General features: G+C 71.3%; 19 protein-coding genes and 1 pseudogene. 18 read left to right on the top strand and 2 right to left on the bottom strand.

Going from position 1 to position 24,900, the window contains the following annotated elements:
• Positions 1 to 205 precede the first annotated feature (205 nt).
• The 12 genes from ABD893_RS05400 (at position 206) to ABD893_RS05455 (ending at position 13,869) form a co-directional block, all read left to right on the top strand.
• The gene (locus ABD893_RS05400; RefSeq protein WP_345076535.1) at positions 206 to 1,513 is read left to right on the top strand and encodes a sugar ABC transporter substrate-binding protein; all 1,308 of its coding nucleotides are present in this window, start codon (positions 206 to 208) and stop codon (positions 1,511 to 1,513) included.
• Positions 1,510 to 2,484 (top strand): carbohydrate ABC transporter permease, encoded by a 975-nt coding sequence (locus ABD893_RS05405; RefSeq protein ID WP_345076537.1) that lies wholly within the window; start codon positions 1,510 to 1,512, stop codon positions 2,482 to 2,484. Before ABD893_RS05400 ends, ABD893_RS05405 begins: the two co-directional genes overlap by 4 nt.
• The gene (locus tag ABD893_RS05410; RefSeq protein ID WP_345076539.1) at positions 2,481 to 3,308 is read left to right on the top strand and encodes a carbohydrate ABC transporter permease; all 828 of its coding nucleotides are present in this window, start codon (positions 2,481 to 2,483) and stop codon (positions 3,306 to 3,308) included. The genes ABD893_RS05405 and ABD893_RS05410 overlap by 4 nt, the downstream gene beginning before the upstream one ends.
• A gap of 3 nt (positions 3,309 to 3,311) precedes the next feature.
• The gene (locus tag ABD893_RS05415; RefSeq protein WP_345076541.1) at positions 3,312 to 4,898 is read left to right on the top strand and encodes a glycoside hydrolase family 3 N-terminal domain-containing protein; all 1,587 of its coding nucleotides are present in this window, start codon (positions 3,312 to 3,314) and stop codon (positions 4,896 to 4,898) included.
• Positions 4,899 to 4,903: 5 nt separating this feature from the next.
• Positions 4,904 to 6,127, top strand: a complete 1,224-nt coding sequence (locus tag ABD893_RS05420) for an anhydro-N-acetylmuramic acid kinase (RefSeq protein WP_345077726.1) — start codon at positions 4,904 to 4,906, stop codon at positions 6,125 to 6,127.
• Positions 6,127 to 7,014 carry a MurR/RpiR family transcriptional regulator gene (locus ABD893_RS05425; protein ID WP_345076543.1) on the top strand — a complete coding sequence of 296 codons (888 nt, stop codon included), beginning with the start codon at positions 6,127 to 6,129 and terminating at the stop codon, positions 7,012 to 7,014. Before ABD893_RS05420 ends, ABD893_RS05425 begins: the two co-directional genes overlap by 1 nt.
• Before the next feature lie 130 nt (positions 7,015 to 7,144).
• Positions 7,145 to 8,284: a thiamine pyrophosphate-dependent dehydrogenase E1 component subunit alpha gene (locus ABD893_RS05430; protein ID WP_345077729.1), complete on the top strand. Its 1,140-nt coding sequence runs from the start codon at positions 7,145 to 7,147 to the stop codon at positions 8,282 to 8,284.
• Positions 8,281 to 9,264 carry an alpha-ketoacid dehydrogenase subunit beta gene (locus tag ABD893_RS05435; RefSeq protein WP_345076545.1) on the top strand — a complete coding sequence of 328 codons (984 nt, stop codon included), beginning with the start codon at positions 8,281 to 8,283 and terminating at the stop codon, positions 9,262 to 9,264. Before ABD893_RS05430 ends, ABD893_RS05435 begins: the two co-directional genes overlap by 4 nt.
• 33 nt (positions 9,265 to 9,297) lie before the next feature.
• Positions 9,298 to 10,803 (top strand): dihydrolipoamide acetyltransferase family protein, encoded by a 1,506-nt coding sequence (locus tag ABD893_RS05440; RefSeq protein ID WP_345076547.1) that lies wholly within the window; start codon positions 9,298 to 9,300, stop codon positions 10,801 to 10,803.
• 230 nt (positions 10,804 to 11,033) lie between these two features.
• Positions 11,034 to 11,657: a fluoride efflux transporter FluC gene (locus ABD893_RS05445; protein WP_345076549.1), complete on the top strand. Its 624-nt coding sequence runs from the start codon at positions 11,034 to 11,036 to the stop codon at positions 11,655 to 11,657.
• The gene (locus tag ABD893_RS05450; RefSeq protein WP_345076551.1) at positions 11,654 to 12,064 is read left to right on the top strand and encodes a fluoride efflux transporter FluC; all 411 of its coding nucleotides are present in this window, start codon (positions 11,654 to 11,656) and stop codon (positions 12,062 to 12,064) included. The genes ABD893_RS05445 and ABD893_RS05450 overlap by 4 nt, the downstream gene beginning before the upstream one ends.
• Entirely contained in the window at positions 12,061 to 13,869 is a 1,809-nt protein-coding gene (locus ABD893_RS05455) for a cytochrome c oxidase assembly protein (protein WP_345076553.1), read from the top strand. The genes ABD893_RS05450 and ABD893_RS05455 overlap by 4 nt, the downstream gene beginning before the upstream one ends.
• Before the next feature lie 35 nt (positions 13,870 to 13,904).
• On the opposite strand, the gene ABD893_RS05460 is transcribed toward ABD893_RS05455, so the two are convergent.
• Positions 13,905 to 15,338, bottom strand: a complete 1,434-nt coding sequence (locus ABD893_RS05460) for a flavin-containing monooxygenase (protein ID WP_345076555.1) — start codon at positions 15,336 to 15,338, stop codon at positions 13,905 to 13,907.
• A 205-nt stretch (positions 15,339 to 15,543) separates the two neighbouring features.
• Positions 15,544 to 16,644, bottom strand: a complete 1,101-nt coding sequence (locus ABD893_RS05465; RefSeq protein WP_345076557.1) for an N-acetylglucosamine kinase — start codon at positions 16,642 to 16,644, stop codon at positions 15,544 to 15,546.
• A 163-nt stretch (positions 16,645 to 16,807) separates the two neighbouring features.
• Between ABD893_RS05465 and ABD893_RS05470 the strand changes: the two genes are divergently transcribed.
• From ABD893_RS05470 to ABD893_RS05505, 6 genes and pseudogenes are all read left to right on the top strand, one after another.
• A complete protein-coding gene (locus ABD893_RS05470) occupies positions 16,808 to 17,782 on the top strand; it encodes an N-acetylmuramic acid 6-phosphate etherase (protein WP_345076559.1) in 975 nt (324 codons plus the stop codon).
• 170 nt (positions 17,783 to 17,952) lie between these two features.
• Positions 17,953 to 19,650 (top strand): ABC-F family ATP-binding cassette domain-containing protein, encoded by a 1,698-nt coding sequence (locus ABD893_RS05475; protein ID WP_345076560.1) that lies wholly within the window; start codon positions 17,953 to 17,955, stop codon positions 19,648 to 19,650.
• A 108-nt stretch (positions 19,651 to 19,758) separates the two neighbouring features.
• The gene (locus ABD893_RS05480) at positions 19,759 to 21,045 is read left to right on the top strand and encodes an O-acetylhomoserine aminocarboxypropyltransferase/cysteine synthase family protein (RefSeq protein WP_345076562.1); all 1,287 of its coding nucleotides are present in this window, start codon (positions 19,759 to 19,761) and stop codon (positions 21,043 to 21,045) included.
• 216 nt (positions 21,046 to 21,261) lie between these two features.
• Entirely contained in the window at positions 21,262 to 21,966 is a 705-nt protein-coding gene (locus ABD893_RS05485) for an HAD family hydrolase (protein WP_345076564.1), read from the top strand.
• Positions 21,963 to 22,646 carry an HAD family hydrolase gene (locus ABD893_RS05490; protein ID WP_345076566.1) on the top strand — a complete coding sequence of 228 codons (684 nt, stop codon included), beginning with the start codon at positions 21,963 to 21,965 and terminating at the stop codon, positions 22,644 to 22,646. The genes ABD893_RS05485 and ABD893_RS05490 overlap by 4 nt, the downstream gene beginning before the upstream one ends.
• Before the next feature lie 145 nt (positions 22,647 to 22,791).
• A pseudogene (locus ABD893_RS05505) lies at positions 22,792 to 24,841 on the top strand (thioredoxin-like domain-containing protein).
• Positions 24,842 to 24,900 lie beyond the last annotated feature (59 nt).

The following is a 24,900-nucleotide window of genomic DNA, read 5'->3' on the forward strand; positions in this document are numbered from 1 at the left end:
AGTCGTCGTGGGAGGCCTTCTGGCGCCCGAGGGCTCGCTCATTAGGCAAGGGGGTTGTATAACAGTCGGGGCACGGTGGCGCTCAGGGGTGGCGCGGCGCGCCAGAAGTGGTAACTTCACTCCCGTCACCCATTGGAATGAAGTTTTCTCACCGGCCGGTTCCCGTGACCGACGCCGCGCCCGAGAACCGACGAAGGAGTCATCCATGATCGCTCGACGACACGTTCTGGCCGCAGGCGCGGCAGGCTCGGCCGCGCTCGCCCTTGCCGCCTGCGGAGGGGACTCCGGCGGCCCCGGAGGCACCGGCTCCGGCGGTGAGGTCGATGGCGAGGGCAAGACCATCACCATGTGGCTGATGGAGGGCACCAACGCCAGCGCCGACACCTACATCGAGGAGCTCAAGGCCGCGTTCACCGAGGCCACCGGCGCCACCCTCGACGTCCAGGTGCAGCCCTGGGAAGGTGCCCACGACAAGTTCGTCACCGCCATGGCCGGCGGCACCGGCCCGGACGTGGCCGAGGTCGGCACCACCTGGGTGCCCGAGTTCGCCGACGCGGGTGGCCTGGACGTGCTCACCGAGGACATCGAGGCCGCAGGTCTCGCCGAAGGACTGGTCCAGGGCCTCGTCGACGCCGGCACCCTCGACGGCGAGATGTATGGGATGCCCTGGTACGCGGGCGTGCGCTCGATCCTCGGCAACCGCGAGATGCTCGAGGAGGCCGGCGTCAACGCTCAGCCCCAGAACTGGGACGAGCTGCTGACCATGATCACCACACTCGAGGAGCACAACCCGGACTGGATCTCCTTCCCCGTCCCCGGCGCGAGCATCTTCTCCGCGACTCCCTTCATCTGGGGCGCCGGCGGGGAGATCGCCGAGGAGCAGGGCGGCACCTGGAGCGCCACGGTTAACTCTCCCGAGGCCGTCGAGGGCCTGACCTGGTACACGGACCTCGCGCTGAAGCACAACTCCTCGACCGCCGCGGCCAGCACCTGGGTCGAGACCGAGGCGCTCGCCGAGTTCCTGCAGGAGAAGGTGCCGATGTTCATCACCGGCTCCTGGGTCCCCGCCACCATCCGCGCGGACAATCCCGAGCTGGCGGAGAAGCTGGTGGCCTTCACTATCCCCGCCAAGGACAGCCCGGTCGCACCGTCCTTCCTCGGCGGCTCCCTGATGTGCCGCTTCCTCGAGACGGAAGAGCCGGAGCTCTCCTTCGAGCTCATCAAGATGATCACCACCGGTGACTTCGCCACCCGCTGGGCCGAGGAGACCAACTACTTCCCCGGCACCATCGAGACGATGGACGAGGTGGTCGCCGGCGGTGACGAGCTCACCGCGGTCTTCGCGCAGCAGATGACCGAAGGCGGCAAGACCGTCCCCGTCACCCCGGCCTGGGGCAAGATCGAGGGCGCCAAGACGATGAGCACGCTGGTGGGCACGATCCTCGAGGGCACCTCCGTGCAGGACGCCGCAGATACAGCAGCTGCCGAGATGGACGGCTTCTTCTCCGAATGAGCTCGCCCTCGACCCTTCACGAGACCCGGCAGGACGGTGCGGAGGGATTCACCCGCCGCACCGTCCCGCTGGGGCGCCGCCTGCGCCGCGCCGCCGCCCCCTGGCTCCTGCTCGCCCCCGGCCTGATCGTGCTCGGGGTGCTGCTGCTGTGGCCGATGCTGCGCGTGCTGAACCTGTCGTTGCAGGACTACGAGCTGCGGAACCTGCTGCGCGGGGACACCAACTACGTGGGGCTGGACAACTACGTCCAGGTCCTCAGCGATCCCTTCCTGTGGAAGACCGTGCTGCCCAACACCGTCGGCTTCGCGGTGGTCTGCGTGGTGCTGACGATGATCGTCGGCACCGTGGTGGCCCTGTTCCTGAACTCGCTGGGCACCATGTGGCGGTCGCTGTGCACCACCGCGGTCATGGTCGCCTGGGCGGTCCCGGCGCTGACCGGCACCTATATCTTCGTGTGGCTCTTCGACGCGCAGTCGGGCCTGGTGATCTCGGCGCTCGACGGGCTCGGGATCATGGAGGCGGGCAGCTACAACTGGTTCACCAACCGCTGGACCTTCTATGCGATCGCCACGATCAACGTGGTCTATCACGGCTTCCCCTTCATCGCGGTGACGATGCTGGCGGGGCTGATGACGGTCTCCACCGAGCAGTACGAGGCCGCAGCCCTGGACGGCGCGAATGCCTGGAGACGCTTCTGGAATGTCACCGTCCCCACCCTGCGACCCATCATCGCGGTCTGCGTGATCCTCTCGACGATCTGGGACTTCAAGGTCTTCGTGCAGATCTTCCTGATGCCGGGCGGCGATGGCACCACCCGCTCCGTGATGAACCTCGGCGTGTGGTCCTACACCCAGTCCTTCGCCCAGGGCGAGTACGGCATGGGCTCCACCATCGCGGTGCTGCTGACCGTGCTGCTGCTGATCATCTCGGTGGTCTACATCCGGACGCTGATGAAGGAGGACGAGCTGTGAACCGTCGGACCCCCGCCTCCACCGCCGGCAAGGCGATCGGTGTCGTCGTGCTCATCTCGCTGAGCCTGTTCCCCTTCTACTGGATGGTCTCCACTGCGGTGGACACCAGCCCCCTCTCCCGCGGGGCGAGCCTGCTGCCCAGCGGCTTCACCCTCGACCACTTCCGCTATGTGCTGGTCGACGCCGGCTTCCTGCGGTATGTACGGGTCTCGGTGATCGTGGCGCTGGGCACCGTGCTGCTCTCCGCGATCGTGGCCCTGCTGGCCGCCGTGGCCGTGGCGCGCTTCCGCTTCCGGCTGCGCACCCAGGTGCTGATCATGGTGCTGATGGTGCAGATGGTTCCGCTCGAAGCGCTGGTCATCCCGCTGTTCCTGCAGGCGCGGACGCTGAACATGCTCAACTCCCTGCTCGGGCTGGTCATCGTCTACCTGGGCTTCTCGCTCGCCTTCGCGATCTGGAACCTGCGCGGCTTCGTCGCCGCGGTCCCGCGCGAGCTCGAGGAGGCCGCCTATATGGACGGCGCCTCCTGGTTCCGCATGTTCCGCTCCATCCTGCTGCCCCTGGTGGCACCGGGCCTGGTGGCCACCTCGGTGTTCTCCTTCATCACGGCCTGGAACGAGTTCATCTTCGCCCTCACCTTCATGCAGGACAGCTCGAAATACACCGTCGGCGTGGGCCTGCGGACCTTCTTCACGCAGAACACCGCGGACTGGGGCTCGGTGATGGCGGCCTCGACCATCATCACCCTGCCGGTCGTGATCTTCTTCGTGCTGGTCCAGCGCAACCTCGCCCAGGGCATGACCGCCGGCGCCGTGAAAGGCTGAGGCATGGAACCTGCCTCGTGGGACGCCCACGGCTCGGATGTCGATGCATGGGATGCCCACTCCTGGGACGCTGACGCGCTCGGTGTGCTGATGGCACCCTTCACCGGCACCGAGCTGCCGGACTGGGTGGGGGAGGTGCTCGACGCGGGCCTCGCCTCGGTGATCCTGTTCGGGCACAACACCCCCGATGCTGAGACTGCCCGGCGCCTCGCCCGCGAGATCCACGCGCGCTCCGAGGAGTGCGTGGTCGCGATCGACGAGGAGGGCGGGGATGTCACCCGCCTCCAGGCGGTCACCGGCTCCTTCCTGCCCACCGCCTGGGCGCTGGGGGAGGCCGACGACATCGAGCTGACCCGCGAGGTCGGCAAAGCGCTCGGAGACCTGCTCGCCGCCTGCGACCTCGACCTCGACCTCGCCCCTGTCCTGGACGTCTCCACCGATCCGGCGAACCCGGTGATCGGCACCCGTGCCTTCGGCGACGACCCCGACCGGGTCGCCGCCCACGCCAAGGCGTTCGCGACCGGACTGATGGAGGCGGGACTCGGCACCTGCGCCAAGCACTTCCCCGGCCACGGAGCGACCGCCACCGACTCCCACACCGCGCTGCCGCTGATCGGCCTCGATACCCGCCAGTTCGAGCGCGAGCATCTGGCTCCCTGGCGGATCGCACCCTGGCTCGACAGCGTGATGACCGCGCATGTGCTGGTCCCCGCCTATGGCGCCGGCCCCGCCTCGATCTCCCCCTGGTCGCGGCCGCTGCTGGACCGTGCCGTGGGCGGGACCTACCAGGGCCTGGTGATCACCGACGCGCTGGACATGGCGGCCGTCGCCGCGGATCCCGGCTACGGCGAGTCTGTGGTGCGGGCGATCGAGGCCGGCGCGGACCTGCTGTGCCTGGGCACCTCGCTGCGTCGCGATGACCAGCAGATGCTCCGCGAGGCCCATGACGCGCTGCTCGGCGCCATCGACTCCGGCCGGCTCCCACGGGCGACGCTGCGCGCCCGGGCCGAGCGCACCCGCTCCCGCCTGCACTCCCTGCGCATCCGGCGCCAGTTCGTGCCCGCTCCCGAGCTCGAGGAGGCACTGCGCCGCGCTGAGCAGCTCGGCGCCGCGGCGGCGGCCCGTGCGGTCCGGGCCCGGAACGCCGCCCTCACGCTGGATCCTGCGGTGGTGGTGGACCTGCGCGTCCGTGCCCAGCACGCCTCCGGCGCCCGCACCCAGCAGCTCGTCGAGGCGCTCCGCGAGCGCGGAGTGCAGGCCGCGGAGCCCGACTATCCCGACCAGCTCGGTCAGGCCGGCCCTCCGGACCTGCTGGGCCAGGTCGTCCCTCCGGGCCTGCCGGGCCAGCTCAGCCCGTCCGGTCAGCAGAGCATCGCCACTCAGCTGCTTGCGATCACCCGGCTGCCGCGCAGCGACCCCGAGGAGGGCCAGCGCCTCGCCGCCCTGCTCGCCCGGCATCCCGAGGCGATCGTGGTCCACACCGGGGTGCCCGATGCGGCCCCTGGCCATCGCCGCCTGGTGCTCGCCCACGGCGCTGGCCGCACCATGATGCGCGCAGCGGTCGACCTGATGCTCGGAGGGCAGCGCTGATGGGGATGCGGGTGCTGGGCATGATGTCCGGCACCAGCCTGGACGGGATCGACGTGGCCCTGGTGGAGTTCGCCCGGGACCCCGAGGATTCCGCGACACTGCAGGCCCGGCTGCTGCACCTCGGCGAAGAACCCTGGCCCGAGGAAACCCGGCAGGCGCTGCGAGCAGTGCTGCCGCCCGCCCCGGCAGACGTCGCCACCTGGAATCGGCTGCACGCCGCCGTGGGGGAGGCCTTCGCCGCGGCTGCCGCTGCCGTGCTGCCTGTGCACGGCGGCGCCGACCTGGTCGCCACCCACGGCCAGACCCTCCACCATGACGTGCGGCCCGACGGGTCCGTGAACGCCACTCTGCAGATCGGCGACGCCTCCCGGATCGCGGAGGCGACCGGGCTGCCGGTCCTGCACGACCTGCGCTCGGCCGACGTCGCCGCCGGCGGCCAGGGCGCCCCGCTCGCCCCGCTGCTGGATCAGCTGCTCCTCGGCGACAGACCCGAGCGCACCGCAGTGCTGAACATCGGCGGCATCTCCAACGTGAGCGTCCTCGGCGGCGAGGCTCAGCATGCCGACGTGATCGCGGGAGACCTCGGACCGGGCAACGCCCTGCTCGACGCCGCGATCCACGCCGCGACCGGACTCCCCGCAGATCATGACGCCGCCCTCGCCCGCACCGGCACCGTCGATGCCGCGGCGCTCACCACCCTGCTCGGCGATCCGTTCTATGCGCTGCCCCTGCCCCGCTCGACCGGCCGCGAGCACTTCGACGGCCCGTACGTGCGTCACCTGCTCGGCGCGGAAGCGCTCGCCGCCCTCTCCTTGCCGGATCTGCTGGCGACCCTCACCGAGCTCACCGCCGTGACCATCACTCGGCCGCTGCGCGACCTCGGGATCGACCGAGTGGTGGCCTCCGGCGGCGGGATCCGCAACCCGCTGCTGCGAGAGCGGCTCGCAGCACAGCTCGGCACGGTGCCGCTGCTGGACGCCGATGAGCTCGGCATCCCGGCCGACGCCAAGGAAGCGTTGCTGATCGCGCTGCTCGGCTACCTCGGCGCGCACGGCCTGCCCGGCACGCTCCGACGGGCCGACGGCACCTCCCATACCGGTGCCCGCGCGCCCCGGGTGCTCGGCACCCTCACCCCGCCCCACGGACTGCGCGACCTGATGCCGGACTCGACGGAGCGGCACCCCGTCGGCCGCCTGGAGATCGTGCCCGGCACGGGGAAGGCTGACTGATGGCCACGCCTGCTGCCTCGGGAGCGCCTGCGGTGCCTGTCCTTCCCACCCTGCGTGGGCGCCGAGACGATCTCCAGCCTGTGCTGCGGCGCATCGCGGACGTCATCCTCGCGGACCCGGTGGCCGCCGGCCGCCTGACCATCGACCAGCTCGCAGCGGCCGCCGCCTGCGCGCAGTCCTCGGTGGTGAACTTCGCCCGCGAGCTCGGCTTCACCGGCTACCGCGATTTCCGCTCGGCGCTGGTGGAGGAGTCGGCACGCTCGGCCGCTCATGAGGGAGAGCTGGCCTTCCCCGTCGACATCGACCCGGCGGATCCGCTCGAGATCAGCGTGGCCCGGATCGCCGCGGCCGACGCCCGCGCTGTGCGCGACACGGTGCGGCTGCTGGACCTGGCCGTCCTCGAGGAGGCCGCCCGGATGCTGAGCAGTTCGCGCCGCATCCTCCTGGTGGGGGTGGGAGCCTCGGGCCTCGCCGCCACGGATCTGCAGTACAAGCTGACCCGTCTGGGATTCTCCGCGCAGGCGCTCACCAGCGTCCACGACGCCCTGCCCGCGGTGACCGCGCTCGGCGAGGAGGACTGTCTGGTCGCAGTCTCGGACTCCGGCCGCACCACCGACGTGCTGGACGCGCTCGAGATCGCGGAAGGCACCGGTGCGCGCACCCTGGCGATCACCGGCTCTCCGGCCAGCCCGCTCGCCCGACGCAGCAGCTCCGTGCTGCTCACCGCCTCGCGCGAGCCCTCTTTCCGGGCCGGGGCGACCTCCTCCCGCATCGCCCAGCTGACCATCGCGGACTGCCTGCTGGTCGCGATCGGGAACGTCCTGCCTGATGCCGGCGCGGCAGCGCTCGCCCGCACCCGGGCCGCACTCGAGGACCGCCGCCGTTGAGCGGCCGCCCGGCGATTCCCACGGCACGCCGCACCGACCGGATCACCCTTGACCTTACGGTCCCGTAAGTTACGCTGACCCGGTGAGTGTCTTCCGTTCCACGATCCCAGATGTCGCGGCTGAGGAGCCGATGGTCCAGCTCCTCGCAGCCGACGGCACCCGCACCCCGCACGCAGAGCTCGATGCTGTACTCGAGGAGAGTGGCCTGGCCACCCCCGAGCGCCTGCGCGGCTATTACCGCGACATGGTGATGATCCGCGCGGCCGACGTCGAGGCCACCAGCCTGCAGCGCCAGGGCCAGCTCGGGCTCTGGGCCAGCGCGCTCGGCCAGGAGGCAGCCCAGATCGGTGCCGGCCACGCCTCCCGCGAGCAGGACTACCTGGTGCCCACCTACCGTGAGCACGGCATCGCCTGGGCCCGCGGGATCGAGCCCTGGCGCCTGCTGGAGTCCTTCCGCGGCGTCAGCCACGGCGGCTGGGACCCCAATGAGCTGCGCACCCACCCGTACATGATCGTGCTCGGATCCCAGGCGCCGCACGCCGTCGGCTATGCGATGGGCCTGCAGCGCGACGGAGTGGTGGGCACCGGCCAGCCGGAGACCGACACCGCGGTGCTCGCCCTGTTCGGCGACGGCGCCTCGAGCGAGGGAGAGGTCTCGGAGGCCTTCACCTTCGCCGCCTCCTTCCAGGCCCCCGTCGTCTTCTACACCCAGAACAACCAGTGGGCGATCTCGGTGCCCACCTCGGTGCAGTCCCGGGTCCCGCTCGCCCAGCGCTCCCGCGGCTGGGGGATCCCCTCGGTGCGGGTGGACGGCAACGACGTGCTCGCCGTGCTCGGCGCCGTGCGCATCGCCCTGGACTCGGCGCGGGCGGGCAAGGGTCCCGTGTTCGTCGAAGCCCTCACCTACCGCATGGCCGCGCACACCACCAGCGATGATGCCTCCCGCTACCGTCCCTCCTCCGAGGAGGAGGAGTGGGCCCAGAAGGATCCGATCCTGCGCCTGCGCCGCCACCTCGAGCAGCTCGGGGAGATCGACGAGGCGTATATCGCCCGCTGCGACGAGGAGGCCCACGACCTCGCCATGCAGCTGCACCACCACATCCACGGCATGGAGGACCCGGACCCGGTGGGCATGTTCACCCACGCCTACGCCGAGCCCCATCCGATCGTCGAGGCGGAGCGGGAGCAGTACCTCGAATACATCGCCCAGTTCGAGGACGACGAGGACTCCTCGCAGGATGACTCCGAGCAGAAGGGGGCGCGCGCATGAGCAGCACCAACCTCCCGATCGCGAAGGCGATCACCGCCGGGCTGCGCGATGCGATGGCCGCGGATGACAAGGTCCTGCTGATGGGCGAGGACATCGGCGTGCTCGGCGGCGTCTTCCGCGTCACCGACGGTCTGCACGCCGAATTCGGCTCCCAGCGCGTGGTGGACACCCCGCTCGCCGAGGCCGGCATCGTGGGCACCTCCGTGGGTCTCGCGGTGCGCGGCTACCGGCCCGTGGTCGAGATCCAGTTCGACGGCTTCGTGTTCCCCGCCTTCAACCAGATCACCACCCAGGTCGCCAAGATGCACAACCGCACCAACGGCACGGTGCACATGCCGATCGTGATCCGCATCCCGCACGGCGGCGGCATCGGCGCGATCGAGCATCACTCCGAGAGCCCGGAGGCGCTGTTTGCGCATACCGCGGGCCTGCGGATCCTGGCGCCAGCGAATGCCCAGGACGCCTACTGGATGACCCGCCAGGCCATCGAGTGCGAGGACCCGGTCATCATCTTCGAGCCCAAGAAGCGGTACTGGGTCAAGGGAGATGTGGACCCCGACCACCGCCCCGAGCTGTCCCCCTGGGAGGCGAAGGTGGTGCGACCTGGCACCGACGCCACCTTGCTGGCCTGGGGACCGAGCATGCCGCTCGCGCTCGAGAGCGCGGAGGCCGCTGCGGAGGATGGCATCGACCTGGAGGTCATCGACGCCCGCTCGCTGGCACCCATCGACTACCCGACCATCATCGCCTCGGTCCAGCGCACCGGCCGCCTGCTGATCACCCACGAGGCCCCCGTGCTCGGCGGTCTCGGCGGCGAGATCGCGGCGCGGATCTCCGAGGAGTGCTTCTATCACCTCGAGGCCCCGGTGCTCCGCGTCGGCGGCTACCACCTGCCCTATCCGCCCTCGCGGATGGAGCACGCCTACCTCCCCGACCTCGACCGGGTGCTCGACGGCGTGGACCGCCTGCTCGAGCACTGACGGAAGCGCACCCCGCGTGAAAGGATCACGACCATGAATGCCGCCACCCCCGCAGGCTCCGCTGGTTCACCCGGCGCGAGCACGATCGTGACGATCCCGCTCAACGACCCCGGGGAGGGCCTCACCGAGGCCGAGATCCTGGAGATCAAGGTCGCCGTGGGCGATCGCGTGGAGATCAACGCCGCCGTGGTCGAGGTCGAGACCGCCAAGAGCGCCGTGGAGCTGTCCACCCACGTCGCCGGCACCGTCGTCGCGATCCTCGTCGCGGTCGGTGACGAGGTGCCGATCGGTGCCGGACTGATCCAGGTCGACACCGCCGGCGGCCCGGTGCTTGCTGCCGCACCGCAGCCCGCCGCCCCGCAGTCGAACGTCGCAGTGCCTGCCCCGTCGCAGCCCGAGGCGGACCCGTCGGCGGAGGAGCTCGCGATGCAGGCCACTGACGCCGCCGCGACTGCTTCTGCTCCGTCGGCCACCGCGACCGAGGAGCCGAAGAACCTGGTCGGCTATGGCGCGCAGGCCACCCCGCAGCGCCGTCGGCGCCGACTCGCCGAGCAGGCCCAGTCCGATGACGGTCAACAGGTGCCGATCGGCCGCATCCTCGCCAAGCCACCGGTGCGCAAGCTCGCCCGTGATCTGGGTGTCGCCCTGCATGACGTGCTGGCCACCGGGCCCGAGGGGACCGTCACCCGCCAGGACGTGCTGAACGCGCAGCAGCGCGCCTACGGCGGCGAGGTCGACGGCGATTACTTCCCCGAGGAATCTCCGCAGGCTCCGGAGGGTCTCGGCGGCGCGATGAAGTCCACGCGCGACCAGCCCTTCTCGGGCGTCACCAGTGATGACCGCACCACCCGGGTGCCGATCCGCTCGGTGCGCAAGCGCACCGCGGAGGCGATGGTGGCCTCGGCCTTCACCGCGCCGCACGTGACGGTGTTCAACGAGATCGACATGACCAGCGCGGTGCAGATCGTCAACCAGCTGCGCGCCTCGCGGGAGTGGACCGACGTCAAGGTCAGCCCCCTCGCCGTGATCGCGAAGGCGCTGCTGGTCGCGATCCGTCGCAATCCCGAGGTCAATGCCTCCTGGGACGAGGCCAACCAGGAGATCGTCTACAAGCATTACGTGAACCTCGGCATCGCCGCGGCCACGCCCCGCGGACTGATCGTGCCCAACCTCAAGGACGCGCATCTGATGACCCTGCGGGAGCTCGCCGAGGGCATCAGCGAGCTCGCCCGCACCGCCCGCGCCGGCCGCACCTCTCTGCGTGACACCCGCGACGGCACCATCACGGTCACCAACTACGGCGTGTTCGACATCGACTCGGGCACCCCGATCCTGAACCCGGGGGAGTCCGCGATACTCGGGGTCGGCGCGATCAAGGAGAAGGCCTGGGTGGTCGACGGGCAGATCGTGCCGCGCAAGGTCGCCACGCTCTCGTTGAGCTTCGATCACCGCCTGATCGATGGGGCGCTGGGTGCGGAGCTCCTCCGCGACGTCTCCGCAGTGCTGGAGGACCCCTCGCTGGGACTTGTATGGGGTTGAGCGACGAACTGCGCAGCTGGAGTCGTCGGCGAGCGTGCGAGCCGGCGGCGGAGGCGGAGCGGGAGGAGCTCGACCTGGAGGTGGACGGTTGAGCGACGAACTGCGCAGCTGGAGTCGTCGGCGAGCGTGCGAGCCGGCGGCGGAGGCGGAGCGGGAGGAGCTCGACCTGGAGGTGGACGGTTGAGCGACGAACTGCGCAGCGGCGGCGCAGTCGTCGGTACGCTGTGTCGGTGACCTCGAGCCCTTCTCCCGCGCCCCGCGCCCCGCGTCGCGATGACCCGAGGATGCACACGGTCGAAATGGCCGCCGTGCACCTCGAGGATGTCATCGATTCCGAGACGCTGGGCTCTGGCCCGGTCCGAGTGCGCCTGACCTGGTGGCAGACCGCGCTGCTGGTCGCGGCCGGTGGTGCGCTCGGCGGGATCCTGCGGTTCACCCTCTCGGTGCTGGCCCCGACGGTCACCACCCCGACGCTGGTCGAGCTGCCCTGGGCGACGATCTGGGTGAATCTGATCGGCTGCCTGGCGCTGGGCGGGCTCAACGGCGTGCTCGAAGTGCGCTCCGGACGTTCCTGGATGCAGCCTCTGCTGGGCACGGGCCTGTGCGGCGGATTCACGACCTTCTCCGCCGTGGTGCTCGAAGGCTCGGCGATGATCGGCGCCGACTTCCCGCTCCTCGCCCTCAGCTACGGGACGGTGACTGTGGTGCTGTGCCTCGGAGGGATGATCCTGGGTCTGATCCTCGGCCGGCGCCTCGCCGTGCCTCGAGAGGTCAAGGCCGACGGGGTCGAGCTCCGTGACGCAGAGCCTCATGACGCCGAGCCCCATGCTGTCGCTGAGGAGGACCGGGCATGAGCGCCGGCGCGTATCTCCTGGCCGCCGTCCTGGTGGGGCTCGGCAGCGGACTCGGTGCCGTCGCGCGCTGGGGTCTGCGCGAGCTGATCACCCGAGCGGCCGTGGCACGCACCGCAGCCAACGGTGACCGGGTGCGCCCGTGGACCACCTTCGGCGCCAATCTCATCGCCTGCTTCCTCATCGGGCTCGTGGTCGCACAGTTCGGCTCCGCTACAGGGACCGGCGAGTTCGTCTACCTGCTGCTGGCCGTCGGCTTCTGCGGCGGCCTGTCCACGCTCTCCACCGCGGCCTTCGACATCGTCGAACTGGTGCGCCACACCACCTTCTCCCTGGCCCTGGCTTATCTGATGTTGAGCGCCGGCGGTGGGATGGCCGCGCTGTGGCTGGGAATCGTGATCGCCTCATGAGGGCCGCCGCCACTCCTCAGACGCGCCCGGTGCTGATCGTGATCCTGCTCGGGGCCTTCGCCCTGCTCGCAGGGATCTCGGTGCTCGCCGCCGCGGCTGCGGGCGGCGACAACCTGGTGCTGATGGATGCGGGGCCGATCGCCCGCCATGGCGCACCGGTCGCGGCGACGCTCGCCGACCTCGCCGCCGCTCTCACCCTCGGCGGCGCTGTGATCGCCGGTTGGCTGCTCCGTGATGATGCAGACCGTTCCCGCGTGATGATCGTGGTGGGAATCGCCGCCGCGATCACCACCCTCGCCCGAGGCACATCGCTCGCCTTCTCCTATGCGGTCGCGACCGGGCAGCCCGTCGGCTCCCCGCGCTTCGGCTCCGATCTCGGAGTCTTCGTCGCCACCGACCTGGGGATCTGGCTGCTGGCCGCGCTCGTGGTCGCCGCCGCCGCCACCACCGTCTCGGTGCTCGGCAGTTCCGTGCCCATCGCCCGCACGGTTGCGGCGCTGGCCGGGATGATCGCCTTCTGCGCCGCGATGACAGGCCACGCCGCGGGCGACGAGACCCACGAGGTGGGCACCTCGACCATGCTCATCCACCTGCTCGCGGTGGGAGTGTGGGTGGGAGGGCTGGCCGTGCTGCAGCTCCTCCCGGACCGCGGGCGCGATGACGGGGCCATCGTGCGCGGCTACTCCCTCCTGGCCCTCATCTGCTGGGTGGCGCTCGCGTTGAGCGGGGTGTGGGCGCTCGCGGTGAGGATGAACCATCCCGGAGAGATCCTCACCAGCCCGTATGTGCAGCTGGGAGTCGCCAAAGCGGTGCTGCTGCTCCTGCTCGGCGGGCTCGGAGTGCTGCAGCGACGCCAGATCGCGGAGGGCTTCGACACTGCCCGAGGAACTTCCCAGGAGAAGGCGGGCACGCACGCCCGACGCACCTATCGGCGACTGGCTCTGCTCGAGCTCGCCCTGATGGGGCTCGCGGTGGCGCTCGCCGCTGCCATGAGCTCCTCCCCGCCGCCGGCTGAGGCGGGAACCCCGCCCGGCGGCACCGCCGGGGTGCTCACCGGCTATCCGTTGCCGGCGATGCCGGAGCTGTCCACTGTGCTCACCGCCTGGCGGCCGGATCCCTTCGGCATGGCGCTGGCCTGCGTGCTGCTGCTGGTCTGGTGGCGGCCCCGCGCACCGCAGCGCACGCGCGCTCAGAGCCTGCGCCTGCTGCTGGGAGCGATGGTGCTGGTGCTGATGACCAGCGGGCCGCTGAACGTCTACGGCAAGGTCCTCCTCTCCGCCCACGTGCTGCAGCATGTGCTGCTGATGGTCCCGGCCGGAGTGCTGCTGGGCAGCGTCGGCGCCGTGCCGCAGCGGCTGCGGACCCTGTGCGATAGCCGCTGGTGGCCGGCCGCTCTGCTGGCCCTGGCAGGACCATTGCTGCTGATCGCCGGCTACGTCACCCCCGTCCTCCGACTCGCACTGGACGGGCACGCCGCGCATCTGGCGCTGCAGCTGCTGGCACTGGGCGGGGGAGTGCTCACCGCGCTCGCCCTCCGGGCCATGCCCGCCGCGGCGCCGCACTGGCAGCGACTGCTGGTGCGCGGGGCACCGCTGCTGCTGGGCCTCGGCGCCGGGGTCATGCTGCTGCTGACCGACACCTTGCTGGCGGCGAGCTGGTTCGGTGCCACGGGCCGCACCTGGTGGGCCGATGCGCTCGCCGATCAGCAGCGCGCCGGCATCGCGGTGCTGATGGTGGTGGCGGTCGCCGCGGTGATGGTGCTGGGGCCGCGCCGGCGCCCTGCCGAGCCCGCAGCGCCCGCCTGAGCCGGTGCTCGTTCACCCGGCGGGCGCGGCGGGGGTCAGACGAACAGTCCCCGCACCGACCGCAGGCGAGCCAGCAGGGTGTCGCGGTCGACGGACGGGACCAGCTTCTCGCCGGTCTCGTGCGTCGTGGCTGCGCTGCGCGCCGTGACCCGGTGCGCGCCGAACACGCTGCCCAGCCGGCCCAGCAATCCACCCTCGGCATCCGGATGGGTGACCGGGACCGCGGACTCTGCGCCGGCGCGCAGCTGACGGAAGCGCGCGAGAGCAGAGGAGGAGGCGGAGGAGCCATCACGGGTCGCGGCCAGCATGTAAGCCGCGATATCGGCCTGCTCGACCAGGATCGGAAGCACGCCGCCCGCCACCCGCTGCTGACCCAGGATCACCAGGTCATCGCGGCCACGGGCGAAGGCACCCAGGAACAGGTCCAGGTCGCCGCCGGCAGTGCGCGGCAGCACATCCTGGGGGAGGTGGTCCGCGCCGGACTCATAGCCGGTGGCGAGCACGATCAGGTCCGGAGCGAAGCTCAGATGCCCGGCGTGGGACCCGGTGCCCAGGTGCGTGACGATGCCGTCGGCATCGACCCCTGTGACCGCCCCGGCAGGGGTGATCCGGCCTTCACGCACCCGGTCCAGCACATCGTCGGAGACGATCACGGCATCCTCGAGCAGCGGCGCGGCCGGCACGGGCAGGCCCACAGCGGCAGGATCTCCGGCGGTGCGACGGATCAGCGTCTCGGCGATCTTCGCGTTCAACCCGCCGAGCGCGGCGGGCTCGCGGGAGGCGGCCACGTCACCGGGAACCCCGGCGATGCGCCGCGGCACCACCCAGTGACCGGTGCGCATCGACCAGCGCACCTCGAGGGCGCGCCGGGCGGCGTCGACCGCGATATCGGCGGCGGACTGCCCCGAGCCGACGACCAGCACCCGCTGGCCCTCGAGCCCGTCGGCGCCGTTCCAGTCCTTGGAGTGGATCACCCGCACCGAGGCAGGGACGTCCTCGGCCCAGTCGGGCCGGTGGGGCCGTTCGGTGATGCCGTGCGCGGAGATCACTGCGCGGTAGATCCCGATCTCGCCGGTGGACAGCTCGACCTGCCACACCCCTTCCTCGAAGGGGCGAGCGGAGCGCACCGTGGTGCGGGGACGGAAATGCTCGGTGAGATCGTGCCGGGCGGCGTAGGCGCGCAGGTACTTCGCCATCTGGGTGGGCGAGAGGAACTCCGGGAAGGAGACCGGCTGCAGCATGTCCTCGTACTGGGTGTGCTCGCGCGAGGAGATCATCTCCAGCGTGGGCCATACCGGGGAGTCCTCGCGCTCCGGGTCCCAGATCCCGCCGACGTGCTTGGCACGGTCCACCAGGTCGAAGGGCACCTGGAGCGCCTTCAGCGCTGCGGCAGCGGCGAGACCGGCGGGGCCGGCGCCGATGATCAGCACCTTCTCGCGGGTGGGGATCTGGTCGTGGAGATCGGGCATCGAGAAGAGCCTTCTTCCGAGTCGGGCGGCGCGCGGTGCCCGGTACGATCCCGGACACCCGGCTCAGCAGCGGGCGGACGCTGGCCATCCTAATCGTCGAGGCTGGTGGGGGATGCCGCAACGGCGCAAGCGTGATCGACGGGACGTCGAGACTGCTCATGACCCTCGGATTCGTCCAGGGGGAGGCCGGCGGCGGGGGAGTCCGTCATGGCAGCAGCTCTCCTGCGAGCTCGCGAGCCAGCAGCAGAGCCCCGGGCAGACCGGTGGGAGCGGTCCGGAAGGTGCGTCCCGCGGCCTGCAGCCCGGCTTCGACGGCCTCCCGGATCGGCCCTGGACCTGCCAGCACCGACCCGGCGAGCACCACGGGCAACTCGCCCTGCGGGTCCAGCGCGTGCACGGTCTCGAGCACATGGCGGATCGCCACGTCGAGGATCTCGCGGGCCACAGGATCTGTATCGACCAGTCCCGGCAGGCGGGCGAAGCGTCCGAGCGCCGCCGGAGCACCCGCGGGGAGCTGCTCGTCCAAGGCACGGATCAGGTCCTGGCGAGGATCGCCGGTGGCCGACGGGGGCAGCAGCCCCTCGCGCAGATCCAGGCCCAGCAGCTCACCGACCTGCTCGGTGAGCTGGGTGCGCGGTCCGCGCCCGTCGATATCTGCGGCGACCGCCTCGAGGGTGCGGCGTCCCAGCCAGACCGCCGAGCCGATGTCGCCCAGCAGCCAGCCCATCCCGTCGCGACGGGCCACTGCCTCCCGGCCCTGGAAGCGGACCGCGACGGCGCCGGTCCCGGCCAGCACCAGCAGGCCGTCATCGCCCACGTCGCCTGTGAGGAAGGCGGTGTGCAGGTCATCGGTGATCAGGATCCGGGCGGGGTCGATGCCGAGCCGGGTCAGGCGCTCGCCGACCGCTCTGCGCACCTCCATCGCCCGCGCCGGCCCCGCCCCGGAGATGCCGAGGGCCACCGCTGCCACCTCGCTGCCCCGTCCCAGACCGTGATCGCCCGGGCTGTCCTGCCCCAGCGCCCGACGGCCTTGGAACAGGACCTCGCGAACCGTCTCGACCAGGTTGTCCAGGGCGTCGGCTCCCGAGGAGCGCAGGTTCGCCCCCGGGCCTTCCGCCTCCGCGATCACGGCGCCGTCCCAGGGTGCGAGGACCAGGCGGGAGCTGGTCCCGCCGATATCTCCAGCGATCACCAGAGCCGGTGACGCGGGTGCGGCCGGGCGCTGGTCGACGTCACCGGTCTGCGCTGCGGCATCGTCGCCCGTCGTCGGCTGGCCGGCCGGCGCCTCGGCATCGGAGGCATTCATCGGGATCCCCTTCGTCTGGACCACACATGCTAGGCGAGCGGCGCGGGAGGGTACCGAGATCTCGCTACTCTGGTCCGCAGCACGGTGAGCGACGCCCGGGGACCGATGAGGGTCCGGCGGCATCGCCTCGCCGATATCCAGCCCCGATTCCCAGGAGTCCGACGTGACCACCCCCCAGCCGGAACAGAGTGCTCTCGACGTGCGCCTCGTCGACCTCGCCTCCCCGACCGAGGAGCGCAATCCCGCCAGCACCGAGCTCGATGCGCTCGATGCCCGCGGCATGGTCGACGTGATCCTCGCCGAAGAGGCCACCGTCGCCGCAGCGGTCCAGGCGCAGGCCGCGCAGATCGCCGCCCTGGTCGAGACCTGCGTCGCGGCGATTGCCGCCGGCGGCACCGTCCACTACCTCGGGGCGGGCACCTCCGGGCGGCTCGCCGTCCTGGACGCCGTCGAGCTCGCCCCCACCTTCAACGCCGATCCGTCGATGATCACCGCCCATCTGGCCGGCGGTGACGGAGCCTTCCTCACCGCGGTCGAGGGTGCCGAGGACTCGGCGGAGGCCGGCGCCGAGCTGGTGCGCACCGAATGCCGCACCGGGGACGTGGTGATCGGCCTGGCCGCGAGCGGCCGCACCCCGTTCGTCGGCAGCGCCCTGGAGGCGGCGCGCGCCGCCGGGATGCCCACCGCCCTGATCTCGGCGAACCCGCAGGCCTCGCTCGCCCCGCTCGCCGATCATCCGATCCTGCTGGACGTCGGCCCCGAGGTGGTCACCGGCTCCACCCGGATGAAAGCGGGCACCGCCCAGAAGCTCACCCTGAACGCCCTGTCCACAGCGACGATGGTGCGGCTCGGCACCACCTTCGGGAACCTGATGATCGACGTCCGCCCCACCAACGCGAAGCTCGTGGCGCGCACGGTGCGGATGCTGGTGCAGGCCAGCGGGGCGACCCCGCAGCACGCCGCCGAGGTGCTCGAGGCCGCCGCCGGCAGTGTGCGGGTGGCCCTGGTCGCGCTGCTGGCCGACGCCGAGCCCGCCGCCGCGCAGGCAGTGCTCGCACGCTTCCCGCGCGATGCCCACCGGGCAGGGGACCCGGCCGGTATCCGCTCCGCCGTGGCCGCGCTGGAGCAGCAGGGCTGAACCGCGCTGGAGCATCGGGACTGACCCGCGCCTCACCGTCAGGGCTGAACCCGGCGGAGCACCGCGGAGAGTATTCGCTGGACCGCAGCCCGCGGGACGCCTACGGTGCTCTCATGCGCCTGTGATCAGCCTTCGTCGTCCACCGACCCTCCCTGTCGAGGAGCTGCTCCATGCCCGCGCACCCCACCACGCCCCTGCCCTCTGCCCCTGCGAGGGCGACCGCCACCGGCGACCCGGCCCTCCACCTGCGAGCCGACGGGATCTCCTTCTCCTTCCCGGACCGCCGCGTCCTCACCGACGTGAGCCTGGTGGTGCCCGCGGGCCAGCCCACCGGACTGCTCGGAGAGAACGGCAGCGGGAAGTCGACTCTGCTGCGGATCCTGGCCGGGCAGCTCGCTCCCGACGCGGGCACCTGGCGCGCACCCGGACCCGTCGGCGTGCTCCAGCAGGAGCTTCCCTTCGGCCCCGAAGCGACCATCGACCAGGTGGTCGCGGATGCCCTCGAGCGCTCACGGCGCCTCGAACGGGAGCTGATCGCTGCGGGAGAGGCCCTCGCCGCGCCCGGGGGAGAACCCTCCGCGCAGGCGACGCACCGCTACGACACCCTGCTCGCCGAGGCGACGCTCGCGGACGTCTGGAACGCCGAGCGCCGTGCCGAGGAGGTGCTGAGCGGAGTGGGCCTCGGCCAGGTCGCTCCCGGCACCGAGATCGGCCGGATCAGCGGCGGACAGCGGGAGCGCCTCGCGCTCGCGCATCTGCTCATCGCCCGCCCCACCACCTGGCTGCTCGACGAACCCACCAACCACCTCGATGACGACGGCGCCGCCTTCCTGGCCGGTGCGATCGCCGCCCATCCCGGACCGGTTCTGATCGCGAGCCACGACCGTGCCTTTCTCGACGACGCCACCGCCGCCCAGCTGGATCTTGACCCTGCCGAGTCCCCGCTCGCCACCGAGCCCGGCGGGCTCAGCGCCTACACCGGCGGCTTCAGCGACTACCTGCTGGCCCGCTTCGAGGCGCGCGACCGGTGGGAGCACCGTTTCCGCACCGAGCAGGAGGAGCTGACGGTGCTGCGCCAGGCGGTGAAGGACTCCGCGAGCGTCGGCCACGCCGGGGCGGCGCCCCGCACCGAGGCCCGGGCGGCGAAGAAGTTCTACGCCGACCGCAACGCCACCGTCGTCTCCCGCCGGCTCCGGGAGTCGCGGGCGCGTCTGGCTCAGCTCGAGGAGACACAGGTCCGGAAGCCGCCAGCGGAACTGCACCTCACCCACCTCCCGGACGCCGCCGGACGCGGCCAGGACGGCACCGTGCAGCTCGCAGTCAGCGGGGTCGAAGTCACGCAGCGCCTGGCGCCGACCTCCTTCAGCCTCTCGGTGGGGGAGCGGCTGCTGATCACCGGCGCGAACGGGAGCGGCAAGTCCACGCTGCTCGATCTCATCGCCGGCCGGCTCACCCCCACCGCAGGCACCGTGGACCGGCCACGGGGGCTCAGGATCGGGCACCTGGGCCAGGACGATGACGCGGCGCCGGGCAGGACAGTCCGCCAGCACCTCCAGACCGCCGCCGGACGGGAGACGACGGCCGATGGCACCGTGCCGGAGCTCTTCGGGCTGGTCCATCCGCGTGACCTCGACCGCCCCCTCGAGCTGCTCTCCCGGGGCCAGCTGCGACGGGTGATGCTCGCGGCAGTGCTGCTGGACCCGCCCGAGCTGCTGGTGCTCGACGAACCCACCAACCACCTCGCGCTGATCACCGCGACCCGGCTCGAGGCGGCGCTCGAGGACTGGGGCGGCACCCTGCTGATCGCCTCCCATGACCGCTGGTTGCGCAGCCGCTGGCAGGGCGAGGTGCTCGAGCTCGGAAGGTGAGAGTCAGTCCGACCGGTGAGGCGCTGTCACAGACGTTCATCTTTCTCGGCACAGCGGTCTCTGCCGGGTCAGGCTGGTCCCGATACCCGTCCCAGGAGGAGCACCGCCATGACCGAGCAGACGCACAAGTTCGAGACCCTGACCATCCACGCCGGCCAGACCCCGGACTCGGACGCCGGCTCACGAGCCCTGCCGATCCACCAGACCACCAGTTTCGTGTTCCCCTCCGCGGAGTCCGCGGCGGACCGCTTCGCGCTCGCCGAAGCCGGCCATATCTACTCCCGCATCAACAACCCCACCCAGGGCGCGGTCGAGGATCGCATCGCCGCACTCGAGGGCGGCGCAGCCGGGCTGCTGGTCGCCTCCGGGCAGAGCGCGATCACCCTGTCGATCCTGAACCTCGCCGGTTCCGGGGACTCCATCGCCGTCTCCCCGAGCCTCTACGGCGGCTCGTTCAACCTCTTCAAGCACACGCTCAGCCGCCTGGGCATCACGGCGCAGTGGGTCCAGGATCCGACGGATCCCGAGTCCTGGCGCGCTGCGGCGGATGAGACCACGCGCGGGTTCTTCGTCGAGTCGATCCCGAACCCCAAGCAGGACATCCCCGATATCCGCGCGATCGCGGACGTCGCCCACGAGATCGGCGTGCCGCTGATCGTGGACAACACCGTCGCCACCCCCTTCCTGCTGCGCCCGCTCGAGCATGGGGCGGATGTCGTCGTGCACTCGGCGACCAAGTTCCTCGGCGGCCACGGCACCTCGATCGCCGGCGCGATCGTGGACGGCAACAGCTTCGACTTCGCCGTCCACGCAGAGAAGTACCCCCAGTTCAACGAGCCTGACGAGTCCTACAACGGCCTCGTCTTCGCGGGCCTGCCCGCAGCCTTCGCCACCCGCGCCCGCACCAACCTGCTGCGCGACCTGGGCCCGGCCGTCTCCCCGTTCAACGCCTTCCTCATCGGGCAGGGCCTGGAGACGCTGCCGCTGCGCATGGAGCGTCACCTCGAGAACACTCACCAGGTCGCCGCCTTCCTCGAAGGTGATGACCGGGTGGGTACCGTGACCTGGGCGTCCTTGGACTCCTCCCCCTACAAGGCGACGGCGGACAAGTACCTGCCGCGCGGCGCGGGCAGCGTGCTCGGCTTCGTCCTGCCCGGCGGGCTCGAGGCCGGCAAGCGGTTCGTGGACGCCCTGACCCTCCACTCCCATGTCGCGAACATCGGTGACGTGCGCTCGCTGGTGATCCACCCCGCCTCGACCACGCACTCCCAGCTCTCGGAGGAGGAGCAGCGAGCAGCAGGGATCGAGCCCGGCTTCGTGCGCCTGAGTGTGGGCATCGAGCACATCGACGACATCCTCGCCGACATCGAGCAGGGCCTTGCCGCTGCCGCCTGACCTGCGCACTGCCGCCTGACCCAGGCTCACCTCACGGCCATCCCCTCTGAGCTGTCGCGTCCGCACCCGGTAGGCGACAGCTCAGAGGGGATGGCCCTGTTCTGCGTGGGTGTGTGCGGTGTGGGTGGGGTTGAGGCGTGGGCGTGGGGTGCGCAGGGGAGGCCTGGCCGTGAGCGGGTCACCCTTCGTGCAGGGTGGGTGGATACCCTGGCCACCATGACCTCCGAGCCTGCAGCACTTCTCGCCTCCCCGCTGGACCAGTGGCCACCGAGCTGGTCGCCGAGCGGAGTGATCTTCGACTGCGACGGGCTGCTGGTCGATACCGAGAGCCAGTGGGTCGCATTGCAGGACGACTACCTCGCCCGGCATGGCGCCAGCCTGGACCCGACCACCCGCCGCGCGATCACCGGCCGTGCCGTGGAGATGGTCGTGATCACCATCGCGGAGGCCGTGGGCAAGGACCCGCACCTGGTCGGCGAGGAGCTGGTCTCCGCACATCGCGAGCACATCGGGGAGCAGCTGAACCCGCTGCCCGGCGCGCTCGAGGCGTTGCGGGCGATGGCCGAGGTACGCCCGGTCGCGGTCGCCTCGAACTCCCCGCGCGATCTGCTCGATGCCAAGCTCGATGGCCTCGGGATCGCCGACGTGGTCGACGCCTCGATCGCGATCGAGGACGTCCGGGAACCGAAGCCCGCCCCGGACATGTACCTCGCCGCAGCCCGCGCGCTCGGGGCCGACCCGGCCGACTGCCTCGGCTTCGAGGACTCCGAGACAGGTGCGGAAGCCGCACTCGCGGCGGGCCTGCAGCTGATCGCGGTGCCGTCGATCCCCGGGCAGCAGCCGCGCTCGCCGCGCCGCCTGGAGTCCATGGCCGATCCGGTGCTGAGCAGCTGGATCACCGGCTGGGAGCTGCGACGATGAGCGGGGTCGAGGTTCCGGCCCGCTTCATGGAGGCTTTCGGAGAGTGGACCCCGCGCGCCGTCGTCTTCGACTGCGATGGTCTGCTGCTGGATACCGAATCCATCTGGCAGCGCACCGAGGATCTGGTCGTCGCGGCGCACGGCGCCCAGCTCCAGGCCGGTGACGAACAGGTGCTGCACGGCTCCACCATCGAGGTCGCCGCCGCGCTGATCTCCCGCCGCTCCGGTCACGACGAGCAGGAGGTCCTCACCGATCTCCACCGCGTGTTCGAGCGCGAGCTCTCCGCGGGCATCCGCCCCATGACGGGCGCCGAGGAGATCCTGCGCCTGGCGGGGGAGCGGGTGCCGCTGGGCTGCGCCTCGAACTCCTGGCTGGCCGCGCTGGAGGACAAGCTGACCCTCGGCGGGATGCGCGAGCAGTTCGCGGTGCTCGAGGCGTCGGACACCGTCGAGAACCCCAAGCCCGCCCCGGACATGTACGCCGCTGCGGCCCGTGCTCTGGGCTTGGCACCGTCCGAAGTGCTCGCCTTCGAGGACTCGGGAACCGGTGCCCAGGCCGCGCGCGACGCGGGCCTGCGCCTGATCGCGGTTCCCGCACCCGGCTGGGATGCCCCGGCAGCGGACCTGGCGCTGACCTCGCTCGCCGACCCCGACCTCGCGGCCTGGATCCGCACCTGGTGAGCGGCGAGCACCGCACTGACCTCGTCCCTCGACCGGGGGAGGGCATGCTCGTCGACGGAGGAGGACGGGCCGGACAGCGTCCTGGATGTCCGCGCATGTCACCCAAGTTCGACCTGCGACGTCGTTCCGGTGTTCACTGGTCCTCATGAGCACAGCGCCCGATCCTTCTGCGCCCCTGACCGCCCGCGCCCACGGCTCCGCCCTGCGCGGCCGCGGCTGGCTGAACACGGGAGGTGCGGAGCTCGACCTCGAGTCGCTGCAGGGAAAGATCGTCCTGCTGGACTTCTGGACCTTCTGCTGCGTGAACTGCCTGCATGTCCTCGACGAGCTGCGCCCCCTCGAGGAGAAGTGGGAGCAGGAGCTCGTGGTCATCGGGGTGCATTCGCCGAAGTTCGAGTTCGAGAAGGACCCCGACGCGCTGGCCGCCAACATCGAGCGCTACGAGGTCACCCACCCGGTCATCGACGACCCGGAGCTGGAGACCTGGACCGCCTACGGGGCCCGCGCCTGGCCCACCCTGATGGTGCTGGACACCCACGGACGCATCGCCGGCAACCTCTCCGGTGAGGGGCATGCCGCGAACCTCGACCGGCTCGTCGAGCAGCTGGTCGCCGAGGGTGAGGCCGACGGCTCCCTGCGTCGCGGCCCCGCGCCCACCGTGCTCACGGAGCGCACCCCCCCAGACCCTCCGCTTCCCCTCGAAGCTCTCGATCCTGCCCGACGGGCGCCTGATCGTCTCCGACGCCGGTCAGCACCGACTGGTCGTCTTCCAGAACGACGGGGTGACGGTCGACGCGATCGTCGGGAACGGGACCCGCGGCCACGCCGATGGAGACGAGGAGACCGCGCAGTTCGCCGAGCCCAACGGCGTCCTCGCCCTCCCGCAGGAGATCGCCGCCGAGGTCGGCTACGACCTGCTGATCGCCGATACGGTCAATCACCGTCTGCGCGGCGTGAAGGTCGGCCAGGACCGCCTGCTGCGCTCCCGCACCGCGACCGAGGTGACCACCGTCGCCGGCTCCGGTGCGCAGTGGATGCAGGGTGAGCCGCTGCCCCGCGGTGAGGGAGACGCCCTCACCTATGCGCTCTCCACGCCCTGGGACCTGACCTGGTCGCACGTGCTGAACCGGGCGGTCATCGCGATGGCCGGCATCCACCAGCTGTGGACCTTCGACCCGGTCACCGGGGCGCTCATGGTCCTCGCCGGCACCACCCAGGAGGGCCTGGTCGACGGCCCCGCCGTGACCTCCTGGTGGGCGCAGCCCTCCGGCCTCGACGAGCTGCCCGACGGTCGCATCGTGATCGCCGACTCCGAGACCTCCGCCGTGCGTGTCCTGGACCCGCGGACGATGCAGGTGAGCACCCTGGTCGGACACGGACTCTTCGACTTCGGACACGTGGACGGCCCCGCAGATTCTGCGCGGCTCCAGCACCCGCTCGGGGTGACGGCGCTGCCCGACGGCCGCATCGCGGTCAGCGACACCTACAACGGTGCGATCCGGATCATCGAGGAGTCTGCGACGGACGGCGAGAGCGCCACCACGGGCGGCATCACCGCCCTCAGCGGCATGGTCGGGATCGCGGACCTGCCGAGCGCCGCGGGCACCGGCACCGCGACGGACACCACGACAGGCGCAGCAGATGACGGATCCGGTGCTGGAAGCGCGCACGTGGTCACCGTCGCCACCGATCTCAAGGAGCCGTCGGATGCGATCGTCGGCCCGCCGGTGGACGGCATCGGCCAGCTGATCGTCGTCGAGTCCGGCACCCACCGCATCACCTGGGTGCCGGTGGCCAAGGCCGCCGAACGGATGATCGACCAGGGCGCCCAGCGCTCCGAACGTCCGGTCACCGAGGTGGGCCCGGGCCCGCTCACCGTGCGGGTGCTGTTCACCCCGCCGCCCGGTCACAAGCTCGATGACTCCCTGGGCCCTTCGACCCAGGTCACCATCTCGACCACCCCGACCTCGATGCTCACCGCCGGCGCCGGCGTGGACACCGCGCTCGAGCGCACGCTCGAACTGGACCCCGCCTATACCGAGGGTGTGCTGCATGTCAGCGCCCGCGCTGCGTCCTGCGATGCGGATCCGGCGGTCGAATTCCCCGCCTGCCATATGCATCAGCAGGACTGGGGGGTCCCGATCCGGGTCGTCGACGGTGGGCCGGAACATCTCGATCTCTCGCTGCTGGCCTGAGTCGGTGCCGGGCCCTACCCCCACCCTCCGCTATTCTCGTCCGCCGGAGCCCTGCTCCG

Source organism: Brachybacterium paraconglomeratum, assembly GCF_039541415.1.
Classification (GTDB): domain Bacteria; phylum Actinomycetota; class Actinomycetes; order Actinomycetales; family Dermabacteraceae; genus Brachybacterium; species Brachybacterium paraconglomeratum_A.

Coding starts and splice junctions, on each gene's coding strand:
- ABD893_RS05400 (WP_345076535.1), top strand. CDS start 206: ATGATCGCTCGACGACACGTTCTGGCCGCAGGCGCGGCAGGCTCGGCC.
- ABD893_RS05405 (WP_345076537.1), top strand. CDS start 1,510: ATGAGCTCGCCCTCGACCCTTCACGAGACCCGGCAGGACGGTGCGGAG.
- ABD893_RS05415 (WP_345076541.1), top strand. CDS start 3,312: ATGGAACCTGCCTCGTGGGACGCCCACGGCTCGGATGTCGATGCATGG.
- ABD893_RS05420 (WP_345077726.1), top strand. CDS start 4,904: ATGCGGGTGCTGGGCATGATGTCCGGCACCAGCCTGGACGGGATCGAC.
- ABD893_RS05425 (WP_345076543.1), top strand. CDS start 6,127: ATGGCCACGCCTGCTGCCTCGGGAGCGCCTGCGGTGCCTGTCCTTCCC.
- ABD893_RS05430 (WP_345077729.1), top strand. CDS start 7,145: ATGGTCCAGCTCCTCGCAGCCGACGGCACCCGCACCCCGCACGCAGAG.
- ABD893_RS05435 (WP_345076545.1), top strand. CDS start 8,281: ATGAGCAGCACCAACCTCCCGATCGCGAAGGCGATCACCGCCGGGCTG.
- ABD893_RS05440 (WP_345076547.1), top strand. CDS start 9,298: ATGAATGCCGCCACCCCCGCAGGCTCCGCTGGTTCACCCGGCGCGAGC.
- ABD893_RS05450 (WP_345076551.1), top strand. CDS start 11,654: ATGAGCGCCGGCGCGTATCTCCTGGCCGCCGTCCTGGTGGGGCTCGGC.
- ABD893_RS05455 (WP_345076553.1), top strand. CDS start 12,061: ATGAGGGCCGCCGCCACTCCTCAGACGCGCCCGGTGCTGATCGTGATC.
- ABD893_RS05460 (WP_345076555.1), bottom strand. CDS start 15,338: ATGCCCGATCTCCACGACCAGATCCCCACCCGCGAGAAGGTGCTGATC.
- ABD893_RS05465 (WP_345076557.1), bottom strand. CDS start 16,644: ATGAATGCCTCCGATGCCGAGGCGCCGGCCGGCCAGCCGACGACGGGC.
- ABD893_RS05475 (WP_345076560.1), top strand. CDS start 17,953: ATGCCCGCGCACCCCACCACGCCCCTGCCCTCTGCCCCTGCGAGGGCG.
- ABD893_RS05480 (WP_345076562.1), top strand. CDS start 19,759: ATGACCGAGCAGACGCACAAGTTCGAGACCCTGACCATCCACGCCGGC.
- ABD893_RS05485 (WP_345076564.1), top strand. CDS start 21,262: ATGACCTCCGAGCCTGCAGCACTTCTCGCCTCCCCGCTGGACCAGTGG.
- ABD893_RS05490 (WP_345076566.1), top strand. CDS start 21,963: ATGAGCGGGGTCGAGGTTCCGGCCCGCTTCATGGAGGCTTTCGGAGAG.